Origin of the sequence: Pseudomonas sp. LSJ-87 (genome assembly GCF_032971465.1) — a bacterium.
In the GTDB taxonomy this organism is placed as follows: domain Bacteria; phylum Pseudomonadota; class Gammaproteobacteria; order Pseudomonadales; family Pseudomonadaceae; genus Aquipseudomonas; species Aquipseudomonas putida_Z.
Window position 1 is genome coordinate 24,995 of the sequence record NZ_JAWJYQ010000013.1, and the last position, 18,614, is coordinate 43,608.

At 63.6% G+C, this 18,614-nt stretch carries 19 protein-coding genes; 13 read left to right on the forward strand and 6 right to left on the reverse strand.

Annotation, left to right across the window (positions count from 1 at the left end):
• Window positions 1–106: 106 nt before the first annotated feature.
• Genes RYH74_RS09815 through RYH74_RS09825 form a run of 3 tightly spaced genes read right to left on the reverse strand, consistent with a single transcriptional unit; the run spans window position 107 to window position 3,661 of the window.
• On the reverse strand, window positions 107–673 hold the full coding sequence (locus tag RYH74_RS09815; protein ID WP_317409327.1) for a cob(I)yrinic acid a,c-diamide adenosyltransferase: 567 nt from the start codon (window positions 671–673) through the stop codon (window positions 107–109).
• Between the two features lies 1 nt (window position 674).
• Window positions 675–2,705, reverse strand: coding sequence for an ATP-binding protein (locus RYH74_RS09820; RefSeq protein ID WP_075046254.1), 2,031 nt, complete (start codon window positions 2,703–2,705; stop codon window positions 675–677).
• Between the two features lie 38 nt (window positions 2,706–2,743).
• Window positions 2,744–3,661, reverse strand: a complete 918-nt coding sequence (locus tag RYH74_RS09825; RefSeq protein ID WP_317409328.1) for a putative 2-dehydropantoate 2-reductase — start codon at window positions 3,659–3,661, stop codon at window positions 2,744–2,746.
• A 100-nt stretch (window positions 3,662–3,761) separates the two neighbouring features.
• On the opposite strand from RYH74_RS09825, the gene RYH74_RS09830 reads away from it, so the two are divergent.
• From RYH74_RS09830 to RYH74_RS09840, 3 genes are all read left to right on the forward strand, one after another.
• A complete protein-coding gene (locus tag RYH74_RS09830; RefSeq protein WP_013974099.1) occupies window positions 3,762–4,247 on the forward strand; it encodes a YajQ family cyclic di-GMP-binding protein in 486 nt (161 codons plus the stop codon).
• 114 nt (window positions 4,248–4,361) lie between these two features.
• Complete coding sequence (locus tag RYH74_RS09835; RefSeq protein WP_025340536.1) at window positions 4,362–5,204, forward strand: mechanosensitive ion channel family protein; 843 nt, start codon at window positions 4,362–4,364, stop codon at window positions 5,202–5,204.
• 226 nt (window positions 5,205–5,430) lie between these two features.
• Window positions 5,431–6,675 (forward strand): MFS transporter, encoded by a 1,245-nt coding sequence (locus tag RYH74_RS09840; RefSeq protein WP_025340535.1) that lies wholly within the window; start codon window positions 5,431–5,433, stop codon window positions 6,673–6,675.
• A 132-nt stretch (window positions 6,676–6,807) separates the two neighbouring features.
• Here RYH74_RS09840 and RYH74_RS09845 read toward each other — a convergent pair whose 3' ends face one another.
• Window positions 6,808–8,355, reverse strand: coding sequence for an AmpG family muropeptide MFS transporter (locus tag RYH74_RS09845; protein ID WP_025340534.1), 1,548 nt, complete (start codon window positions 8,353–8,355; stop codon window positions 6,808–6,810).
• Window positions 8,356–8,398: 43 nt separating this feature from the next.
• Entirely contained in the window at window positions 8,399–8,752 is a 354-nt protein-coding gene (locus RYH74_RS09850) for an MGMT family protein (protein WP_085592113.1), read from the reverse strand.
• Window positions 8,753–8,918: 166 nt separating this feature from the next.
• On the opposite strand from RYH74_RS09850, the gene RYH74_RS09855 reads away from it, so the two are divergent.
• From RYH74_RS09855 to groL, 5 genes are all read left to right on the forward strand, one after another.
• Entirely contained in the window at window positions 8,919–9,929 is a 1,011-nt protein-coding gene (locus RYH74_RS09855) for a DUF481 domain-containing protein (protein WP_238066901.1), read from the forward strand.
• A 181-nt stretch (window positions 9,930–10,110) separates the two neighbouring features.
• Window positions 10,111–10,842 (forward strand): HugZ family protein, encoded by a 732-nt coding sequence (locus tag RYH74_RS09860; protein ID WP_075046249.1) that lies wholly within the window; start codon window positions 10,111–10,113, stop codon window positions 10,840–10,842.
• A 67-nt stretch (window positions 10,843–10,909) separates the two neighbouring features.
• A complete protein-coding gene (locus RYH74_RS09865; RefSeq protein ID WP_025340530.1) occupies window positions 10,910–11,371 on the forward strand; it encodes an FxsA family protein in 462 nt (153 codons plus the stop codon).
• A 334-nt stretch (window positions 11,372–11,705) separates the two neighbouring features.
• The gene (locus RYH74_RS09870) at window positions 11,706–11,999 is read left to right on the forward strand and encodes a co-chaperone GroES (protein WP_003260750.1); all 294 of its coding nucleotides are present in this window, start codon (window positions 11,706–11,708) and stop codon (window positions 11,997–11,999) included.
• A 47-nt stretch (window positions 12,000–12,046) separates the two neighbouring features.
• On the forward strand, window positions 12,047–13,687 hold the full coding sequence (gene groL / locus RYH74_RS09875) for a chaperonin GroEL (protein ID WP_085592107.1): 1,641 nt from the start codon (window positions 12,047–12,049) through the stop codon (window positions 13,685–13,687).
• A 201-nt stretch (window positions 13,688–13,888) separates the two neighbouring features.
• Here groL and RYH74_RS09880 read toward each other — a convergent pair whose 3' ends face one another.
• Complete coding sequence (locus tag RYH74_RS09880; RefSeq protein WP_075046248.1) at window positions 13,889–14,617, reverse strand: phosphatase PAP2 family protein; 729 nt, start codon at window positions 14,615–14,617, stop codon at window positions 13,889–13,891.
• 183 nt (window positions 14,618–14,800) lie between these two features.
• Here RYH74_RS09880 and colR point away from each other — a divergent pair, with 183 nt between their 5' ends.
• The 5 genes from colR (at window position 14,801) to RYH74_RS09905 (ending at window position 18,513) form a co-directional block, all read left to right on the forward strand.
• Window positions 14,801–15,484, forward strand: coding sequence for a two-component system response regulator ColR (gene colR, locus RYH74_RS09885; protein WP_003255215.1), 684 nt, complete (start codon window positions 14,801–14,803; stop codon window positions 15,482–15,484).
• Complete coding sequence (locus RYH74_RS09890) at window positions 15,474–16,784, forward strand: sensor histidine kinase (RefSeq protein WP_286100539.1); 1,311 nt, start codon at window positions 15,474–15,476, stop codon at window positions 16,782–16,784. Before colR ends, RYH74_RS09890 begins: the two co-directional genes overlap by 11 nt.
• A 107-nt stretch (window positions 16,785–16,891) precedes the next feature.
• Window positions 16,892–17,575, forward strand: a complete 684-nt coding sequence (locus tag RYH74_RS09895; RefSeq protein WP_025340527.1) for a class I SAM-dependent methyltransferase — start codon at window positions 16,892–16,894, stop codon at window positions 17,573–17,575.
• A gap of 6 nt (window positions 17,576–17,581) precedes the next feature.
• A complete protein-coding gene (locus RYH74_RS09900; protein WP_025340526.1) occupies window positions 17,582–18,283 on the forward strand; it encodes a lipopolysaccharide kinase InaA family protein in 702 nt (233 codons plus the stop codon).
• The gene (locus tag RYH74_RS09905; protein WP_286918954.1) at window positions 18,280–18,513 is read left to right on the forward strand and encodes a hypothetical protein; all 234 of its coding nucleotides are present in this window, start codon (window positions 18,280–18,282) and stop codon (window positions 18,511–18,513) included. Before RYH74_RS09900 ends, RYH74_RS09905 begins: the two co-directional genes overlap by 4 nt.
• Window positions 18,514–18,614: the final 101 nt, after the last annotated feature.

Below are 18,614 nucleotides of genomic sequence, written 5' to 3' on the forward strand. Positions count from 1 at the left end.
TTGCGGCCCATCGCGACACAAGGCCGCTCCCACAAGGATCTGCGTACACCGCCCCATGTGGGAGCGGCCTTGTGTCGCGATGGGCTGCGCAGCAGCCCCAAAAATATCAGCCCTGCGGCTTTTCAGCAGGCAGCCACAAAACCTCAGCCACCCCCTGCCGCCGCCCAATGATCCGCGCCGCCACGAACAGCAGATCCGAAAGCCGGTTGATATAGGCCAACCCAACCCCCGCCAACGGCTCCAGCGCATTCAGCTGCTGGCACCGCCGCTCCGCACTGCGCGCCAGGCTCCGGCACACATGCGCCTGCGCCACCAGCGCCGAGCCACTGGGCAAGATGAAGTTCTTCAACGGCCCCAGCTCTTCATTCCACACATCGATCGCCGCCTCCAGGCGTTCCACCTCCGCCAGGTTCAACGCCTGATAACTGGGCATCGCCAACTCACCGCCCAGGTCGAACAGGCGGTGCTGACACGGCACCAACACTGCGCTCACTTCATCCAACCCTTGTTCGGCCAGCCCCGCCAGCAGCAAACCCAGCTGGCTGTTCAGGCTGTCCACCTCGCCAATCGCTTCGATCCGTGGGTGGTCCTTGGGCACCCGACGCCCGTCGCCCAGGCCGGTTTCGCCTTTGTCGCCGGTGCGGGTGTAGATCTTCGACAGGCGGTAACCCATGTCATTTCTCCGTTTTGGCCGGCGCCGCCGCTGCCGGCTGGCCGAGGGGCAGGCGCAGGGTGAAGCAGGTACCCTGGCCGGGCGTGGATTGCACTTCCATCTGCCCCTTGTGGTTGTTGGTGATGATGAAGTACGAGACCGACAGGCCCAGCCCGGTACCCTGGCCGATTTCCTTGGTGGTGAAGAACGGCTCGAAGGTGCGTTTGCGCACCCCCTCGGGCATGCCGACGCCGTTGTCCTCGACCTGGATTTCCGCCCATGGCGGGCTCAAGCGGGTGCGCAGGGTGATGCGCCCGGGCTCGCTCGGCTGCGGCCGCTGGTGAATGGCCTGGGCGGCGTTTTTCAGCAGGTTGAGCAGCACCTGCTCCAATTCGTTGGCGGTGCACGGCACCTGCCCCAGTTCGGGGTCGAACTGGCGCACGATGGCCTGGCCCTTGAAGTCGAAGCCGATGGCCAGGTCGAAGTCGTTGCCGGCAATCTCCACCGCCTGATCGATCAGCGCCGGCAGGTCGCACGGCGCCAACTGGCGGTTGCTGCGGCGGCTGAAACTGAGCATGTGGGTGACGATCTTCGCCGCCCGGGCTCCGGCCTGCTGGATGCCGTCGAGCAATAGCGGCACTTCGCGGCTCTCCAGATAGCGGTTGACCGTGGGCAGGTCGATGCCCAGTTCCTCGGCCTGCTCCTGGTTGCGCGGCAGCTCGGGTGACAGGCGCCGGCGGATGTTCTGCACGTTATGCAGGATCGCGCCTAGCGGGTTGTTGATCTCGTGGGCCATGCCGGCGGCCAGGCCGCCGACCGAAAGCATCTTCTCCGATTGCACCATCATTTCCTCCAGCGACAGGCGCTGGGTGATGTCGTCGATACGGATGACCACGCCACGGCCGCCGCCACCGGTCAGCGGGTAGAAGGTCAGGGCGTAGTGGCGCAGGTCGTCGCCTTTGGGCCAGGTGACTCGCTCGATCTTCGCCACCCGATGCTTTTCCACGGTTTCCTTCAGCTGTGGCAGGAACGGTTTGAGCGGTTCGAAGGCGATGAAGATAGGCTGGTTCAGTGCTTCGTCCAGTGGCGTGCCGGAAAGCACCGTGGCTTCGTGATTCCACTGGGTCACGTAGAGCTGTTCGTCGAGGGCGATCAGCGCCGAAGGCATCGAGTCGATGATGCTGTTGAGGTAGTTCTGGAAACCGGTGAGCTTCTTCTCGATCTTGCTGCGCACCTGGACTTCCAGCTCCAGCTTGCGGTTGGTATGGCGGGTTTCCTCGGCCAGCCCCTGGGCCTGGTCGTAGGCCTCCTGGAACTCGTCGCGGGTGCGCTTGAGCTGCTGTTCGCGGGCCTCGATGCGCGAAAGCATGGTGTTGAACGCTTCGGCCAGGCTGCCGATTTCGTCGTCGTTGCCGCGATGCGCACGCAGGGCATAGCTCTCTTCGCGGGTGACCTGGCGGCTGAGCTCTTCGAGCTGGTTGATCGGCTGGGTGATCAGGCGTTTGATCTGCCGGGCGATGACGATCCACAGCAGGATGCTGAACACCAGGATGCCCAGGCTGGCGCTGAGGGTGCCGGTGTAGAAAGCCGTGGGCAGTTCGCTGCTGGCTACCAGCAGCAGGTGCGCGGGCGGGTTGGCGTCGCGTGGCATGCGGATCAGCTGGGTGCTGCGAAACTCCATCAGGCGCCAGCCGTCGATGTCGCGAAAACGCCTGGGCAACGCCAGCGGCTCGCCGTGCTGCAGTTGCGCCAGTATGCGGCCATCGCCACCGTAGACGGCGGCGGCGCGCAGCGGCGTGTAGCTGTCCAGTTCCTTGAGCAGGGCGCTGGCGGTGTCCGGGCTGTCGCCGGCGCGGGCCGCGAGCTGCGGGTTGGCCACCAGTCGGCCGATGGTGTGCAGCGCCTGTGGCGCCATGCTTTCCTGGGTGATCCAGTAGGCGGCGCTGATGAAGGTGAGGTTGGCCACCAGCAGGATGGTCACCAGCAACACCAGCAGGGCCGCCAGCAGCTTCTGCCCGACCGGGAGGTTTTCCAGGCGTTGGCGCAAGGTCATGGGCTAGGCAATGTCCATATCCGGTTGAAAGGGCCGCGTCAGTCGCAGGGCAAACCACGCACGCGCAGGTTATCGACCAGGTGCTGCAGCAGGCGTTCCAGCTGTGGCAGCTGCAGGCCATGACGGCTAGCGGCGCGGCAGGCGTGGCCAAGTAGGTAGTGCACCTCGGTGCGCCGGCCAGCGCGTACATCCTGGTACATGGAAGAGTAGTTGGCTGCGGTGGCGAGGATTACCCGCTGTACTTCTTCGTCCAGCCCGTTTGCCGCTTCTGGCTGACCACAGCGGCGCAGCAGCTGGGCCAGCTCGATGCACAGGGCGTCCACTTCGCCCAGGTGGCCCAGCAGCCCGCCGTTCTTGCAGTCGTGCAGCACGGTCAGCGGGTTGATGGCGCAATTGAGCGCCAGCTTGCGCCACAGGCGGGTGAGGATATCCACCGTCCACTCGGCGGGGATGCCGGCCTCGTGCAGGTCATCGAACCAGGTCGGGATCGTCGGGTTGCATGGGTCGCCCAGCCAGTTGAAGCCGTGGCCGGCAAAGCGTACCTGCCAGTCACCCTCGCGGAACGCCCCTTCGGTACTGGAGGCGAAGATGCAGCGCGCGTGGGGCACCAGGTCGGCGACTTCGTCCTGGCTGCCCAGGCCGTTCTGCAGCAGCACCACTTCGGCGCCCTCGGCCAGGCGCGCTGCCACGCCGGCAATGGCCGGGGCAGCGTCGTAGGCCTTGCAGGCCACCAGCAGACGATGGATCGGGCCGTGTGCCTGCGCGGTTTCGGCGGGGATGGCGTAGTGGCGGGGCTGGTCCTGTTCGACCAGGGTAAGGCCGCCGGCCTGCTGGTAGGCCTGCAGCCGTTGCCCGTCACGCAGGATCAGGCGTACTGCCTTGCCCGCGCGCGCCAGGCGGCAAGCCCACAGGCTGCCCAGGCTACCGGCGCCGAGAATATGCCAGGTGCTGCTCATATGCGTTTCGCAACCCGTTATAATGAGCCCGCATTTTAACCGTCAAACCCAGCGCGCTCCATCTTCAGCCTGAGCGCGCTTTTATTTTGGGAGAACAACCATGCCTTCGTTCGACGTGGTATCGGAACTGGACAAGCACGAAGTGCAGAACGCGGTCGACAACGCCATCAAGGACCTGGACCGCCGCTACGACCTCAAGGGCAAGGGTACCTTCGAGTTCAAGGACAAAGAGCAGACCGTGATGCTCACCGCCGAGGAAGAGTTCCAGCTCGAAGCGATGCTGGAAATCCTGCGCCTGGCGCTGGTCAAGCGCAAGATCGACGTGAAGTGCCTGGAAACCAAGGACCCGTACGCCTCGGGCAAGGAAAAGAAACAGGAAGCCAAGTTCCGCGAAGGCATCGACAAGGACCTGGCGAAGAAGATCGTCGCCACCATCAAGGATGCCAAGCTGAAAGTGCAGGCCGCCATCCAGGGCGAACAGGTACGCGTTACCGGTAAAAAGCGTGACGACCTGCAGGAAGCCATTGCCCTGCTGCGTACCAAGGAATTCGACATGCCGTTGCAGTTCAACAACTTCCGCGACTGATGTGGGCACCACCCGGAACCCCGATGGCGAAATGATGTCCATGGGGGCCGGGGCTGCGCAATCGCGCGCGGCCTGTTCTACCGTGTACTTGCCGCTCGGCATCAGGAGATGAATATGGATTTGAACGCTGAAGTCGATCAGCTGGTCCGCCAATCCCAGACCTGGATTCCCTTGATCATGGAATACGGCAGCCGTGTGCTGCTGGCGCTGCTGACCCTGGCGGTCGGCTGGTGGATCATCAACAAGGTCAGCGCCCGCCTGGGCAGGCTGGTTGGCCTGCGCAACGCCGACCTGGCGCTGCAGGGCTTCATCAGCACCCTGTCGAATATCGTGCTGAAGGTGCTGCTGTTCGTCAGCGTGGCGTCGATGATCGGTATCGAGACCACCTCGTTCGTTGCCGCCATCGGTGCCGCGGGCCTGGCCATCGGCCTGGCCTTGCAGGGCAGCCTGGCGAACTTCGCCGGCGGTGTGCTGATCCTGATGTTCCGCCCGTTCCGCATCGGTGACTGGATCGAGGCGCAAGGCGTGGCTGGCACCGTCGACAGCATCCAGATCTTCCACACCGTGCTGCGCACCGGTGACAACAAGACTGTGATCATGCCCAACGGCAGCCTGTCCAACGGCATCATCACCAACACCAACCGCCAGCCGACGCGCAAGGTGGTGTTCGATGTGGGCGTGGACTACGACGCCGACCTGCAGAAGGCCCGCAACGTGTTGCTGGAGCTGGCGCAGGACCCGCGTGTACTGCCCGACCCGGCGCCGCAGGCGGTGGTCGCGACCCTGGGCGACAGCTCGATCACCGTGTCGTTGCGCTTGTGGACCAAGACTGCCGATTACTGGGATGTGATGTTCATGCTCAACGAGCATGCGCGTGACCGGTTGAAGGCTGAAGGGATCGACATTCCGTTCCCGCAGCGGGTGATTCGCGTGGTGCAGGAGACTGCAGCGCAGTAATACCGCGTTGAATCCGGGGCCGCTTCGCGCCCCTTCGCGGGCGCGCCCGCTCCCACAAGTTCGACGCCGCTCTCGAACCCGGCGCTCGACCTGTGGGAGCGGGCAAGCCCGCGAAGGGGCGCAAAGCGGCCCCAGCTTTTTCTGCCCTGATTACACTTGTTCACAGCAATACCCCGCCATTTCTGGCATATAGCCTGACCCCACCTGCCACACCCGATACGCCATCATGAAACCACTGCTGTACATCACCCCCCTGCGCGCTTTGCTGTTCGGCCTGACCCTGGCGCTGTTCGAGCTGCTCACCTACCTGGCCAGCGACGCCGTCATGCCGGCCATGCCGGTGGTGGTCGGCGACCTGAACGCCAGCCCCGAATACATTCCCCATGCCCTCAACCTGTACCTGCTGGGTGGCGTGGTGCTGCAATGGCTGATCGGCCCGCTGGCCGACCGCTATGGCCGGCGCCCGTTGCTGCTGATCGGCTGCGCGTTCTTCGGCCTGGCCTGCCTGGCCACCTTCTGGGTGCACGACATCGGCCTGTTCAACTTGCTGCGCCTGCTGCAGGGCATCGGCCTGGGCTTTGTGGTCACGGTCAGCTACCCGGCCCTGAACGAAGCCTTCAGCGAAGCGGACGCCGTGCGCATGATGGCCCTGCTGGCCAACATCGCCTTGCTCTCACCACTGCTCGGGCCGCTGGTGGGCACCTTGCTGCTGCAGTGGCTGGACTGGCGCTGGCTGTTCGTGGCCTTTGCCATCGGCGCGGTTCTGGCCTGGCTGCTGCTTCACCGGCTGATGCCGGAAACCCTTGGCGTGGAACGCCGTGATGGCTCGCGCCTGGCATTCACGCCCATCCACCTGCTGCCGCTGCTGGCCGGTTACGGCCAGTTGCTGGCCAACCGCCGCTTTGTCGCAGGTAGCGCGGCCCTGGGCCTGGTCGGTCTGCCGCTGATTGGCTGGATCGGCCTGTCGCCGGTGCTGCTGATCCACGACGAGGGGCTGAGCACCATGGAGTACGCCTTGTGGCAGTTGCCGGTGTTTGGCGGGCTGATCCTGGGCAACCTGATCATCAACCGCATCGCCGACCGCTATCCGCTGCCGGCGCTGGTGCGGGGTGCGTTGTGGCCATACCTGGCCGGCCTGTGCCTGATGGTGCTGGCGACCTGGTACTGGCCGAGCGTGACCAGCGTGGTGGCGGGCATGTCGCTGTACGCACTGGGGTTGGGCGTGGCCAACGCGGTGCTGTATCGCATGACGCTGTTCGCCAGCGAGCAGAGCAAGGGCCTGGTATCGGCCATGCTGGGGATGATCACCATCGCCTTGCTGGGGTTGGGTGGGGCGGTGCTGGCGATGATTGGCGCCGGGGCCAGCTTGCTGCACTTTGCCCTGGCGGCAGGCGTGGCGGGGGCCTTGGCGCTGTGGCCGCTGTGGTTTGTGGTGGGTGGGCGGCCTGGTGAGGGGGCTGTTGCTCAGTAAACTTTATTGCCTGTACCGGCCTCTTCGCGGGTAAACCCGCTCCCACAGGTACAGCACTGCCCTCGAGAGCTGTGCAGTCCCTGTGGGAGCGGGTTTACCCGCGAAGAGGCCAGTACAGGCAATACAAATCTGTCAGGGCCGCTCGGCCGCCGAACCTTCCTCTGCCACCGGTTTGCCCGGCCCGGCCTCCTGGCGCCACTGCAGGGCAATCAGGATCAAGGTCGGCACGCCCAGCAGGGCAGTGATCAGGAAGAAGTCGTGGTAACCGAACTTCTCCACCATCACCCCCGAATAACCCCCGATCAGCCTTGGCAACAGCAGCATGATCGAACTGAGCAACGCGTACTGGGTAGCCGAGAACTTCAGGTTGGTCAGGCTCGACAGGTAGGCGACGAAGGCCGAGGTGGCCATGCCGGAGCTGAAGTTGTCCAGCGAGATGGTCACCACCAGCATCTGCAGGTTCGGGCCCATGTCGGCCAGCATCAGGAACAGGATGTTGGTGCCCGCCGAGGCCACACCGCCGATGAACAGGATCGGCATGATGCCGAAGCGCACGATCAGCAGGCCACCAACCCCGGCGCCGACCAGGGTCATGATCAGGCCGAAGATCTTGCTGACGCTGGCGATCTGGTCCTTGGTGAAGCCCATGTCGATGTAGAACACGTTGGCCATCACGCCCATCACCGTGTCCGACATGCGATAGGTGGCGATCAGGCCGAGCAGCAGCAGGGCCTGCCAGCGGTAGCGGGCGATGAAGTCGTTGACCGGGGTCAGCACCGGGGCCAGGCCGCGACGACCCAGGCTCGACAGGCACGCCCAGGTCAGCAGCACGTAGAGGATCAGGCGCAGGAAGGCGCGGTCTTCCAGCAGCAGGTCCAGTGGCGTGGCATCACCGGAGATGACGCTGGACCAGCCGGTATTGAACATCTGGGTGAAGCTCGCCGGTACCGAAACCAGCAGGATGATCAATACGAACACCGAGGCCAGCTGGTGCACCAGCCCATAGCGCGCTGCCGACAGCTGGGTACGCATGGGTACGGGTGGTTCGCGCATGATCAGGGTGGTGAACACGGCGGGCAGCATCATCACCGCGAACATGACGTAGGTGCCGGCCCAGGCCTTGTGCAGGTAGCTGAAACCGGTGGAGCCGAACCACTCGGCGAAGAACAGTGCACCAGCCGTGGCCAGCAGGGCCGCCACGCGGTAGCCGGCCATGTAGCTGGCAGCGAGCGCAGCCTGGCGCTGGTCGTCGGCGATTTCCAGGCGGTAGGCATCGACGGCGATGTCCTGGGTAGCGGAGGCGAAGGCCACCAGCACCGCCAGGGCGATCAGCCATGACAGGTGCTGCTGCGGATCGCACAGGCTCATGCCGACCAGCCCGACCACCACCAGCGCCTGCGACAGCAGCAGCCACGAACGCCGACGCCCCAGGCTGCCGAGCAGTGGCAGGCGCCATTGGTCGAGCAGCGGCGACCACACCCACTTGAAGGCGTAGGCCAGGCCGATCAGGCTGGCGTAGCCAATGGTCTCGCGGGCCACGCCGGCTTCGCGCAACCACACCGAAAGGGTGGAGAACACCAGCATGTAAGGCAGACCGGCAGCGAAGCCGAGCAGCAAAAGTACCAAGGTTGACGGGCTGGCATAGGCAGCAAGCGCAGCGCGCCAGGTTTTACGGGGCATGGGCCAACATCTGCCTCAAGTTTGCGAAAACAAAGCGCGCACTCTAACCGCTGTGCTCCATCGGGCGCCAGCCATGGCGCGTCATATCCACACGATTGTTGGTTACATTCACACCCTCCGCACGCAGTCGCGCCCGTTGTTCATCCCCAGACGGGGTACCCAGTGCCAGGCTCAGCCGGCCACCTGCGCCAAGCACCCGGTGCCAGGGCAGGCGAGTGTCCGCGGGCAGTTGCCCGAGGGTACGCCCGACCCAGCGTGCCGCCCGCCCAAGCCCCGCCAGTTCGGCCAACTGGCCATAGCTGACCACCTTGCCGGCCGGCACTTGGCCGAGTACCGAATACAGCGCCGTTCGTCGGCCCTCGGCGGAGTCCAGGGCGTGCTCATATCCGTCAGACATCAGGCCCCCACTGGGCTGCAGATGAAACCGGACCGGCGGTCTGGCAAATGAGAGTTGAACTCAACGGCATGCTCCCGGTCTTTCCTTGCTCTGGTCGTGGTTATCTGGATAATGCCCGGCTTTTTTCGTCAAATCGAACCCGTAGTCCGCAAATCATAGCCCGCTTATGTATTCTAGATCCTTGTTGTGCCTGCTTGCTGTTTCCCTGTGCGCCTCCCCGGTGTTCGCCGACACCGTGTGGATGAAGAACGGCGACCGGCTCAGCGGCAAGATCAAAGTCTTCGACGGCGGCAAGCTGCTGCTGGAAACCCCCTATGGCGGTTCCATCGCCCTGGACTGGAAAGAAGTCCAGACCCTGGAGAGCGACCAGGAGATGCTGGTCAAGCAGGACGCCTACAGCGGTGAGCGCGCCAAGTCGCTGAAGGCCGCCGAGCCCGGCAAGGTGACCTTGGCCAATGGCGAGGCGCCAAAGACCGTGGAGCTGGCCAGCATCGAGCAGATCATGAAGCCCAAGCCACTGGTCGAGGACTTCGTGTGGAAGGGCAACGTCGACGTGGCGCTGGACTACAAGCGCGCCGAGAACGACACCGACGACTACGACATCGGCTTCAAGACCAGCGCCCGCCATGGCCGCTGGCGGCACAACGCCGAAGGCGAATACAACCGCGAGACCAAGGACGACGTCACCACCACCGACAACTGGAGTGCCGAGTACGCCCTGGACCGCTTCCTTACCGAGAAGTGGTTCTGGCAGGGGCGCGCAGAGTACAAGCGCGACCGCATCGAAGACCTCGCTCGCCAGCGCACCGTGGGTACCGGCCCGGGTTACCAGTTCTGGGACGACGAACTGGGCGCATTCTCGCTGGGTTCGCTGATCAACCGTACCGACTTCGAATACCAGGATGGCGCCAAGGACAACTTCTATTCCGCGGCGGTGAAGTGGGACTACACCCGCTACCTGATTGGCAAGAACGTGCAGCTGTTCACCAACGGCGAGTTCGCCAAGCCGCTGGGTGGCGTGGCCGACTACGCGCTGGATGCCGAGATTGGCCTGCGCTACAAGGTCACCGAGTGGGCCTCGCTCAACCTCAAGGCGGAGAAGGACGTCATCACCGGTACGCGTGACAGTGACCTGGACAAGACCCGCTATACCGCAGGCTTCGGCGTTACCTGGTAAACCGCCGGGGGCGCGTTGTGCCCCTATCGCGACACAAGGCCGCTCCCACAAAGGCAAAATATACATCGGTCCATGTGGGAGCGGCCTTGTGTCGCGATGGGCTGCAAAGCAGCCCCATTGGCACTGGATCTGATAATGCTTATCTTGTCCCATCCAGCCCGATATCAGGAGCCGCCCCCAAGTGAGTACCAATGCCATCCGCCCCGCCCGGGAGCTGCTGCTCAAGGAATACCGCGGCGTGCTCTCGACCCATTCCAAGTCGATGCCCGGCTACCCGTTCGGCTCGGTCGTGCCGTACTGCCTGGACGCCCAGGGCAACCCGCTGATCCTCATCAGCCGCATCGCCCAGCACACCCACAACCTGCAGAAAGACCCCAAGTGCTCGCTGCTGGTGGGCGAACGCGAAGCCGAGGACGTGCAGGCCGTGGGGCGCCTGACGGTGATGGCCGAGGCGCACAAGCTGGTGGAGGAGGCCGCCATCGAGGCCGCCGCCGAGCGCTACTACCGCTATTTCCCGGACGCGGCCAACTACCACAAGGCCCACGACTTCGACTTCTGGGTGCTGCAGCCGGTGCGCCACCGCTACATCGGCGGCTTCGGCGCGATCCACTGGCTTGACCAGGTAACCCTGGCCAACCCGTTCGCCGGTAAAGCCGAGGCAAGCATGGTCGAACACATGAACAACGACCACGCCAACGCCATCGCCCACTATGTGCAACTGACCGAGCTGCCAAACCATGCGCCAGCGCAGATGGTCGGGGTAGACAGCGAAGGCATGCACCTGCGTATCGGCCAGGCGGTGCACTGGTTGCCTTTCCCAAGTACTTGCAACACGCCGACACAAGTCCGCGAAGCCCTGGTTTTGCTGGCACGCGCCGACCAGTGGCCGGTTGCGACGGAAGTCGAGGGTTGAAAAGCCGAGCGCCCGCATCCATTTGTTGGTCTTACAGGAAGGGTCTCTTCCGACGAGGAATGCTTTGATGCGTGCTTTTCTACTGTTGTTTCTACTGTTTCCCGTGCTGGAGCTGTTCGTCTTCGTGAAGGTCAGTGCCGCCATCGGTTTCTTCCCGGCGCTGCTGCTGATCATCGCCGGCTCCGCCCTGGGTGTGCTGGTTATGCGCGTGGCCGGGTTGGCCACCGCACTGCGCGCCCGTGAAAGCCTGCAGCGTGGCGAACTGCCCGCCGAGGACATGTTCCAGGGCATGATGCTGGCCGTTGGTGGTGGCCTGCTGTTGCTGCCAGGTTTCATCAGCGACGTGCTGGGCCTGCTGTGCCTGCTGCCATTCACCCGTCACCTGGCCGCGCGCAAGATGCGCGAGCGTGCCGAGGCCCAGGCCATGCGCCAGCGCGCCTTCCAGGACGACCCGTTCCAGGCCCGGCCGCAGGATGGCGGGCATCGGCCGAATGTGATCGAAGGCGAGTACGAGCGCCGCGACAAGTAATAGCCGGGGGCCGCTTCGCGGCCCTTTCGCGACACAAGGCCGCTCCCACAGGGAATGCACACCTCCTGTGGGAGCGGCCTTGTGTCGCGAAAGGGGCGCGCAGCGGCCCCAGCTTTTTGCGGGGCCAAGGCGCTAATGAAAAATTTTCTGAAACAAGCCTTGTAATTGAATATGGCGGCCTCATGTATGTGGTCACCGCAAGGTTTCTGGTGGCGACACCAGACATTACACAGGTGCTTCGCCCATTGCGGATCACCCCCGGCAACGCCGGACTGCATCAAACCGCCGGTGTCGACACCGGCCGATGAAAACCACTATTTGGGAGAGATCGACAATGAAGCTTCGTCCTCTGCATGACCGCGTCGTTATCCGTCGCAGCGAAGAAGAATCGAAAACCGCTGGCGGTATCGTCCTGCCGGGTTCGGCCGCTGAAAAACCAAACCGCGGCGAAGTCGTCGCCGTCGGCACCGGTCGCATCCTGGACAACGGCGAAGTTCGCGCGCTGGCCGTGAAAGTGGGTGACAAAGTGGTTTTCGGCCCTTACTCGGGCAGCAACACCGTGAAAGTCGATGGCGAAGACCTGCTGGTCATGGCCGAGAACGAAATCCTCGCCGTTATCGAAGGCTGATTCCCCGACTTCCCGTTACTCCAAAGAATTCCAAGGATTAAACGATCATGGCTGCTAAAGACGTAAAATTCGGCGACTCCGCTCGTAAGAAAATGCTGGTTGGTGTCAACGTTCTGGCTGACGCGGTAAAAGCGACCCTGGGCCCGAAAGGCCGTAACGTGGTGCTGGCCAAGAGCTTCGGCGCGCCGACCATCACCAAGGACGGCGTTTCCGTCGCCAAAGAAATCGAGCTGAAAGACGCCTTCGAGAACATGGGCGCCCAGCTGGTCAAGGAAGTTGCTTCCAAGGCCAACGACGCTGCCGGTGACGGCACCACCACCGCTACCGTCCTGGCTCAGGCCATCGTCAACGAAGGCCTGAAAGCCGTCGCTGCCGGCATGAACCCGATGGACCTGAAGCGCGGCATCGACAAGGCCACCGCTGCCGTCGTCGCCGAGCTGAAGAACCTGTCCAAGCCATGCGCCGACTCCAAGGCCATCGCCCAGGTAGGAACCATCTCCGCCAACTCCGACAACTCCATCGGTGAAATCATTGCCGAAGCCATGGAAAAAGTCGGTAAAGAAGGCGTGATCACCGTTGAAGAAGGCTCGGGCCTGGAAAACGAACTGTCTGTCGTGGAAGGCATGCAGTTCGACCGTGGCTACCTGTCGCCGTACTTCGTCAACAAGCCGGACACCATGGTTGCCGAGCTGGAAGGCCCGCTGCTGCTGCTGGTCGACAAGAAGATCTCCAACATCCGTGAGCTGCTGCCAGTTCTGGAAGCCGTTGCCAAGGCCGGCCGCCCACTGCTGATCGTTGCCGAAGACGTTGAAGGCGAAGCCCTGGCTACCCTGGTAGTCAACAACATGCGCGGCATCGTCAAGGTTGCTGCGGTCAAGGCTCCGGGCTTCGGCGACCGCCGCAAGGCCATGCTGCAGGACATCGCCGTCCTGACTGGCGGCCAGGTCATCTCCGAAGAAATCGGCCTGTCCCTGGAAACCGCTACCCTGGAGCACCTGGGTAACGCCAAGCGCGTCATCCTGTCCAAGGAAAACACCACCATCATCGACGGCGCTGGCGCCGACACCGAGATCGAAGCACGCGTCAAGCAGATCCGTGCCCAGATCGAAGAGACTTCCTCGGACTACGACCGTGAGAAGCTGCAAGAGCGTCTGGCCAAGCTGGCTGGCGGTGTTGCCGTGATCAAGGTCGGTGCCGGCACCGAAGTTGAAATGAAAGAGAAGAAAGCCCGCGTTGAAGACGCCCTGCACGCTACCCGTGCAGCCGTTGAAGAAGGCGTGGTGCCTGGCGGTGGTGTGGCCCTGGTTCGCTCCCTGGCTGCCATTGCCGACCTCAAAGGCGACAACGAAGACCAGAACGTCGGTATCGCCCTGCTGCGTCGCGCCGTTGAAGCGCCGCTGCGCCAGATCACTGCCAACGCCGGCGACGAGCCAAGCGTTGTCGCTGACAAGGTCAAGCAAGGTTCGGGTAACTTCGGTTACAACGCTGCTACCGGCGAATACGGCGACATGATCGAGATGGGCATCCTGGACCCAGCCAAGGTCACCCGTTCGGCGCTGCAAGCTGCTGCTTCGATCGGCGGTCTGATGATCACCACCGAAGCCATGGTTGCCGACCTGCCGGAAGACAAGCCAGCTGCTGGCATGCCAGACATGGGCGGCATGGGTGGCATGGGCGGCATGATGTAAGCCAGCCTTACCCCCTGCACCATGAAAAGCCCCGGTTCGTGAGAACCGGGGCTTTTTTGTTGTCCTGTTGGGGCCATTGGGGCTGCTTTGCAGCCCATCGCTGGCAAGCCAGCTCCCACAGGGATCGCACATGGCTTGAGGTCAATGCGGTCGAGGTGGGAGCTGGCTTGCCGGCGAAAGGGCCGCAAAGCGGCCCCGGGTTCAGGCGACGCTACGCTCAGCGGCGGGTACCTCAGCCATTCCCCGACGATACAGAACCAGGTAATACGACCCCAAGCCGATCAACCAGCAGAACACCGCCGTCCACACGTTGTGCGAAAGGAAGTGCGCCCCTTGCATCATCCTCCCCAGCGAAAGCACCGACCCGGCGACGAAGGCCACCGCCAACGCCACCCGCGCCAGCCTCGGCTTGCGATCACGCAACATGAAGAACAGCCCGAACAGGCAGAACCCGGTGGCGGCATGCCCGCCCGGCCAGCACAGCCCGGGTTTGTCGGTCGCCGGCCGCGGCTCCAGCAGCTTGCTGTAGGTTTCCTTGCCGCCAAACTGGGTCAGGCTCCACGGGCATTGCACCTGGGTCACTTTCTTCAGCGGTGTGACAAACGCCGTGGACAGGCCCAGTGCCAGTACCAGGCAGCCCAGCTCACGGCGCCAGCCGAACAGCCGCTTCCAGAAGAAGCTGGCAGCAAAGGTCACCAGCGACATCACCCCCAGCAGGATCACCCCCTGCTTGACCCGGTCATGCAGGATGTTCTCCAGCAAATAGCTGTGGCGGCCGATGAATTGCCCGGCAGCAGGGTCGAAGAACAGGTTGGCAATGTCCATGTCGACCGAGGTCAGTTCCAGCAGGATCAAGCCAAGCGCGGTCGCCAGGGGTAGCCCAAGGTACAGCCAGAAATTGATCGGGCGAGGGCGGGTTGGTTGCTGCATGACGGCTCCAGGGCGCGAAAAAGATCGGGCATTGTCGGCCGCCCGCTATCCTGTGTCCGTGAAGGATCAGTGAAAAAACCGTCAAGTGCGCTGAATTTTCCCTGGGGCTGGCACCCTGCAGGCATAGGCCTTAAGCTGCGCCTGCCGCGCACCACAGCGAGAAGCGCCGCACAGGAGAAACCGATGCGCATTCTTTTGGTTGAAGACAACCGCGATATCCTGGCCAACCTGGCCGATTACCTGGGCATGAAGGGCTACACCGTCGACTGCGCCCAGGATGGCCTGTCCGGCCTGCACCTGGCAGCCACCGAGCACTACGACCTGATCGTGCTCGACATCATGTTGCCGGGCATCGACGGCTACACCCTGTGCAAGCGGCTGCGCGAAGACGCCCGCCGCGATACGCCGGTGATCATGCTCACCGCCCGCGACCAACTGGACGACCGCCTGCAAGGCTTCCGCTCCGGTGCCGACGATTACCTGCTCAAGCCCTTCGCCCTGTCGGAGCTGGCCGCCCGCATCGAAGCGGTGCTGCGCCGGGCCCAGGGCGGCGGGCGCCGCACCTTGCAGGTGGCCGACCTCAGCTATGACCTCGACACCCTCGAAGTCACCCGCCAGGGCCGCCTGCTCAAGCTCAACCCGGTCGGCCTCAAGCTGCTGGCGGTGCTGATGCAGAAGAGCCCGCACGTATTGCGTCGCGAAGTGCTGGAAGAAGCCCTGTGGGGCGATGACTGCCCTGACAGCGACAGCCTGCGCAGCCATGTGCACCAGTTGCGCCAGGTGATCGACAAGCCGTTTGAAAAACCGCTGCTGCATACCGTCCATGGCGTCGGCTATCGCCTCGCCGAGGGCCGTGATGGAGTTTAAGCAAAGCCTTGCCCAGCGCATCATCATCGCCTTTGCCCTGATGAGCGCGCTGGTGGCCGGGGCCTTCGCCTTCGGCATCGTCGGCACCGTGCACCTGGTCGAAGAGCGGCTGATTTCCTCGGTGCTGGGCGGTGACCTGCAACGCCTGCTGCGCATGGACAGCGTCAGCGACTGGAGCCACCGGCCACGCCCCGACCAGTTGTTCTACTTCAGCGGCGGGCGTGACGACTTCGAGCTGCCCAAGGACCTGCGCCACCTCGACCGCGGCTTCCACGAGGTATTCCGCGATCAGCTGTCGTACCACGCCATGGTCGAGATCGTCGATGGCCGCCGCTATGTGCTGCTGCAGGACCAGAGCGACTTCGAGGAACGCGAGCGCGTGCTGTTTGCTGTGGTGGTGGTGGGCTTCCTGCTCAGCCTGGTGCTGGCGGCCATCCTCGGCTGGCTGGTGGCGCGCCGAGTGATGGCGCCGGTGATCCGCCTGGCGCGCCAGGTACGCCACCGTGACCAGTTGCTGGGCCTGGCCCCGCCGCTGGCGCCGGACTATGCCGCGGACGAAGTCGGCCAGCTGGCGGTAGCCTTCGACGATACCCTGGGCCGCCTGCGCGATGCGCTGACCCGCGAACGGTTGTTCACCAGCGATGTCAGCCATGAACTGCGCACGCCCTTGATGGTGCTGGCCACCTCGTGCGAACTGCTGATGGAAAACCCGACGCTGGACGCCCGCTCGCGCAGCCAGGTGGAGCGTGTGGCGCGGGCCACGGAAGAAATGCGCGAACTGGTCAAGACCTTCCTGATGCTGGCCCGGGCACAGCGCGACGAGGGCGCCGTGGCTTCGCGGGCCACCCTGCGGGAAGTGGCGGACGAACTGGTCGGGGTCTGGCGCGACACCATCGAACAGAAGGGCCTGGCCCTGTATTTCGATGGTCGCGTCAGTGCCAGCCCGGTGCTGTACAACGCCACCTTCCTGCAGTCGGTGATGGGCAACCTGCTGCGCAATGCCGCGCACTACACCGATAGCGGCTATATCCGGCTTAGCCTGGAAGCCAACGGCTTCAGCGTGGAGGACAGCGGCGTAGGTATCCCGGAGGAGCAGCGCGAGGCGATGTTCCGGCCGTTCGTGCGCGGCGACGAGCGGCGCGGCGAGGGCCTGGGCCTGGGCCTGTCGTTGGTACAGCGGATCTGCGACGACCAGGGCTGGCATGTCACCCTGACCTCGACCTTGCCGCACGGCTGCCGTTTCATGGTGGACCTGAGCAATACCGTGGCCAAGGGCGACCCGGAGGCTTTGGTCGAGTAATCTGTTGTAACAGGTCATTCGGCGCTCAACATATTTTTCACATCAGCATGACCTGATTCCTACGCTTGCTTACCTAATGTGGGCGGAATGGAGTCAGGAGATGCCCAATGCGTAGCCCCATCAAGCTTGAATTTTCCGAGAAGTACGACAAAGAACATGCGCGCGAGTACTTTCTCAAGCACCAGGATGGCCTGGCGCGACGCCTTTCCCACAAGCGTGATGAGCAGCTGGCGCGTCGCGCCTTGGCATTGGCTGGTGAGCCTGGGCTAGTCCTCGACCTGCCATGCGGTGCAGGCCGCTTCTGGCCATTGCTGGCAGAAAAGCCCAACCGGGTGATCATCGGCGCCGACAACTCCGAAGCGATGATCGAGACAGCCTGTACCGCGCAAGCGCCAGAGGTGGTTGCACGGGTACGCCCTTTGCAGACTTCGGCGTTTGCCATCGACTTGCCGGACAACTCGGTGGACAGCATTTTCTGCATGCGCTTGTTCCACCACATTGGCGAAGCGGCGCACAGAAAGACCATTCTGTCGGAATTTCAACGGGTTAGCCGTGATAGTGTGATCCTGTCCTTGTGGGTGGATGGCAACTTCAAGGCCTGGCGCCGGAAAAAGCTGGAACAGCGTCGCAGCGCCAGGAAGGGCGACCAGGACAATTACCAGAACCGTTTTGTGTTACCGGCCGACACGGTCGAAGAAGAATTCCGAGCCGCCGGCTTCAGAATCCAGGAACGCCTCGACTTCCTGCCGTTCTATGCCATGTGGCGGGTCTATGTATTGCGTAAGGGGTAGTGTTTGATGGCTGTAGCCCAGAGAGGGGAGTCGCGGTTCGATTTTTACTGGCGCCAGCAAGGCGAGTGGGTCGAGGAGCCTAACCAGCGCCGTGGTGGCGAGAGTGGTGTGCAACGCCTCGACGATGGCAATGGCAAGCTGCTGTATGCCAAGCGCCAGGTCGGGCATATCTACCGTAGCCTGCTGCACCCTTTCGGCCGGCCGACCGTATTGCGTGAACTCGATGCGTTGAACAGCTTCGAGCAACTGGGCGTGCGTGTACCGCGCATCGTCTTCTGTGGCGCCGAGCGTGGTGCCGACCAGCAGTGGCGTGCGCTGCTGGTGAGCGAAGCACTCGACGGCTTTGTCGAACTCGACACCTGGCATGCCGAAGGTGCCCGCGAGCGTTACCCGCAGGTGGTGCATGAGCGCATGCTCAAGGACCTGGCGGACAACCTGGCGCGCATGCACCTGGGGCACTGGCAGCACGGCTGCCTGTATGGCAAGCACGTGTTCATCAAGGTGATTGGCGAGGGCGAGCAGGCCCGGGTCGAAGTCGCCCTGCTGGACCTGGAAAAATGCCGGCGGCGCATCAGCTGCCAGCGCGCGGCGGGCAATGACCTGCGCCAGTTGCGCCGCCATTCGTCGATCAATGACGCGGAATGGCAAACACTGCTCTACTTTTACCAGATGGCGTTTGGCAGCGCTGTCAAAGGGTTAGGGCAATGAAACTAGAAATAGCTCGAGCTTTGTTCCTGGTAGCTGGCCTGGCGGTGACCACCGCGGCGGTGGCTGCGTGGGAAGAGCCGAGGCCGACAGTGTTCAGCAAGGCCGAGCTGGCCGACCAGTGCGCGTTGCCGCGGGATGTGAAACCGCAGCAACAGACCGAGGCCGCGCCGGATCAGGACCTGTTGCTGTTCCTGTTCGGCATGCGCCAGGGGTTGCGGCCGTTCGGTTGAACCCGGTGTAGATGGAAATGCCAGAGGCCTCGCGATTGCGGGGCCTCTGGCATTTTTGCATTTGCCTTGCCGGCCTCTTCGCGGGTGAACCCGCTCCCACA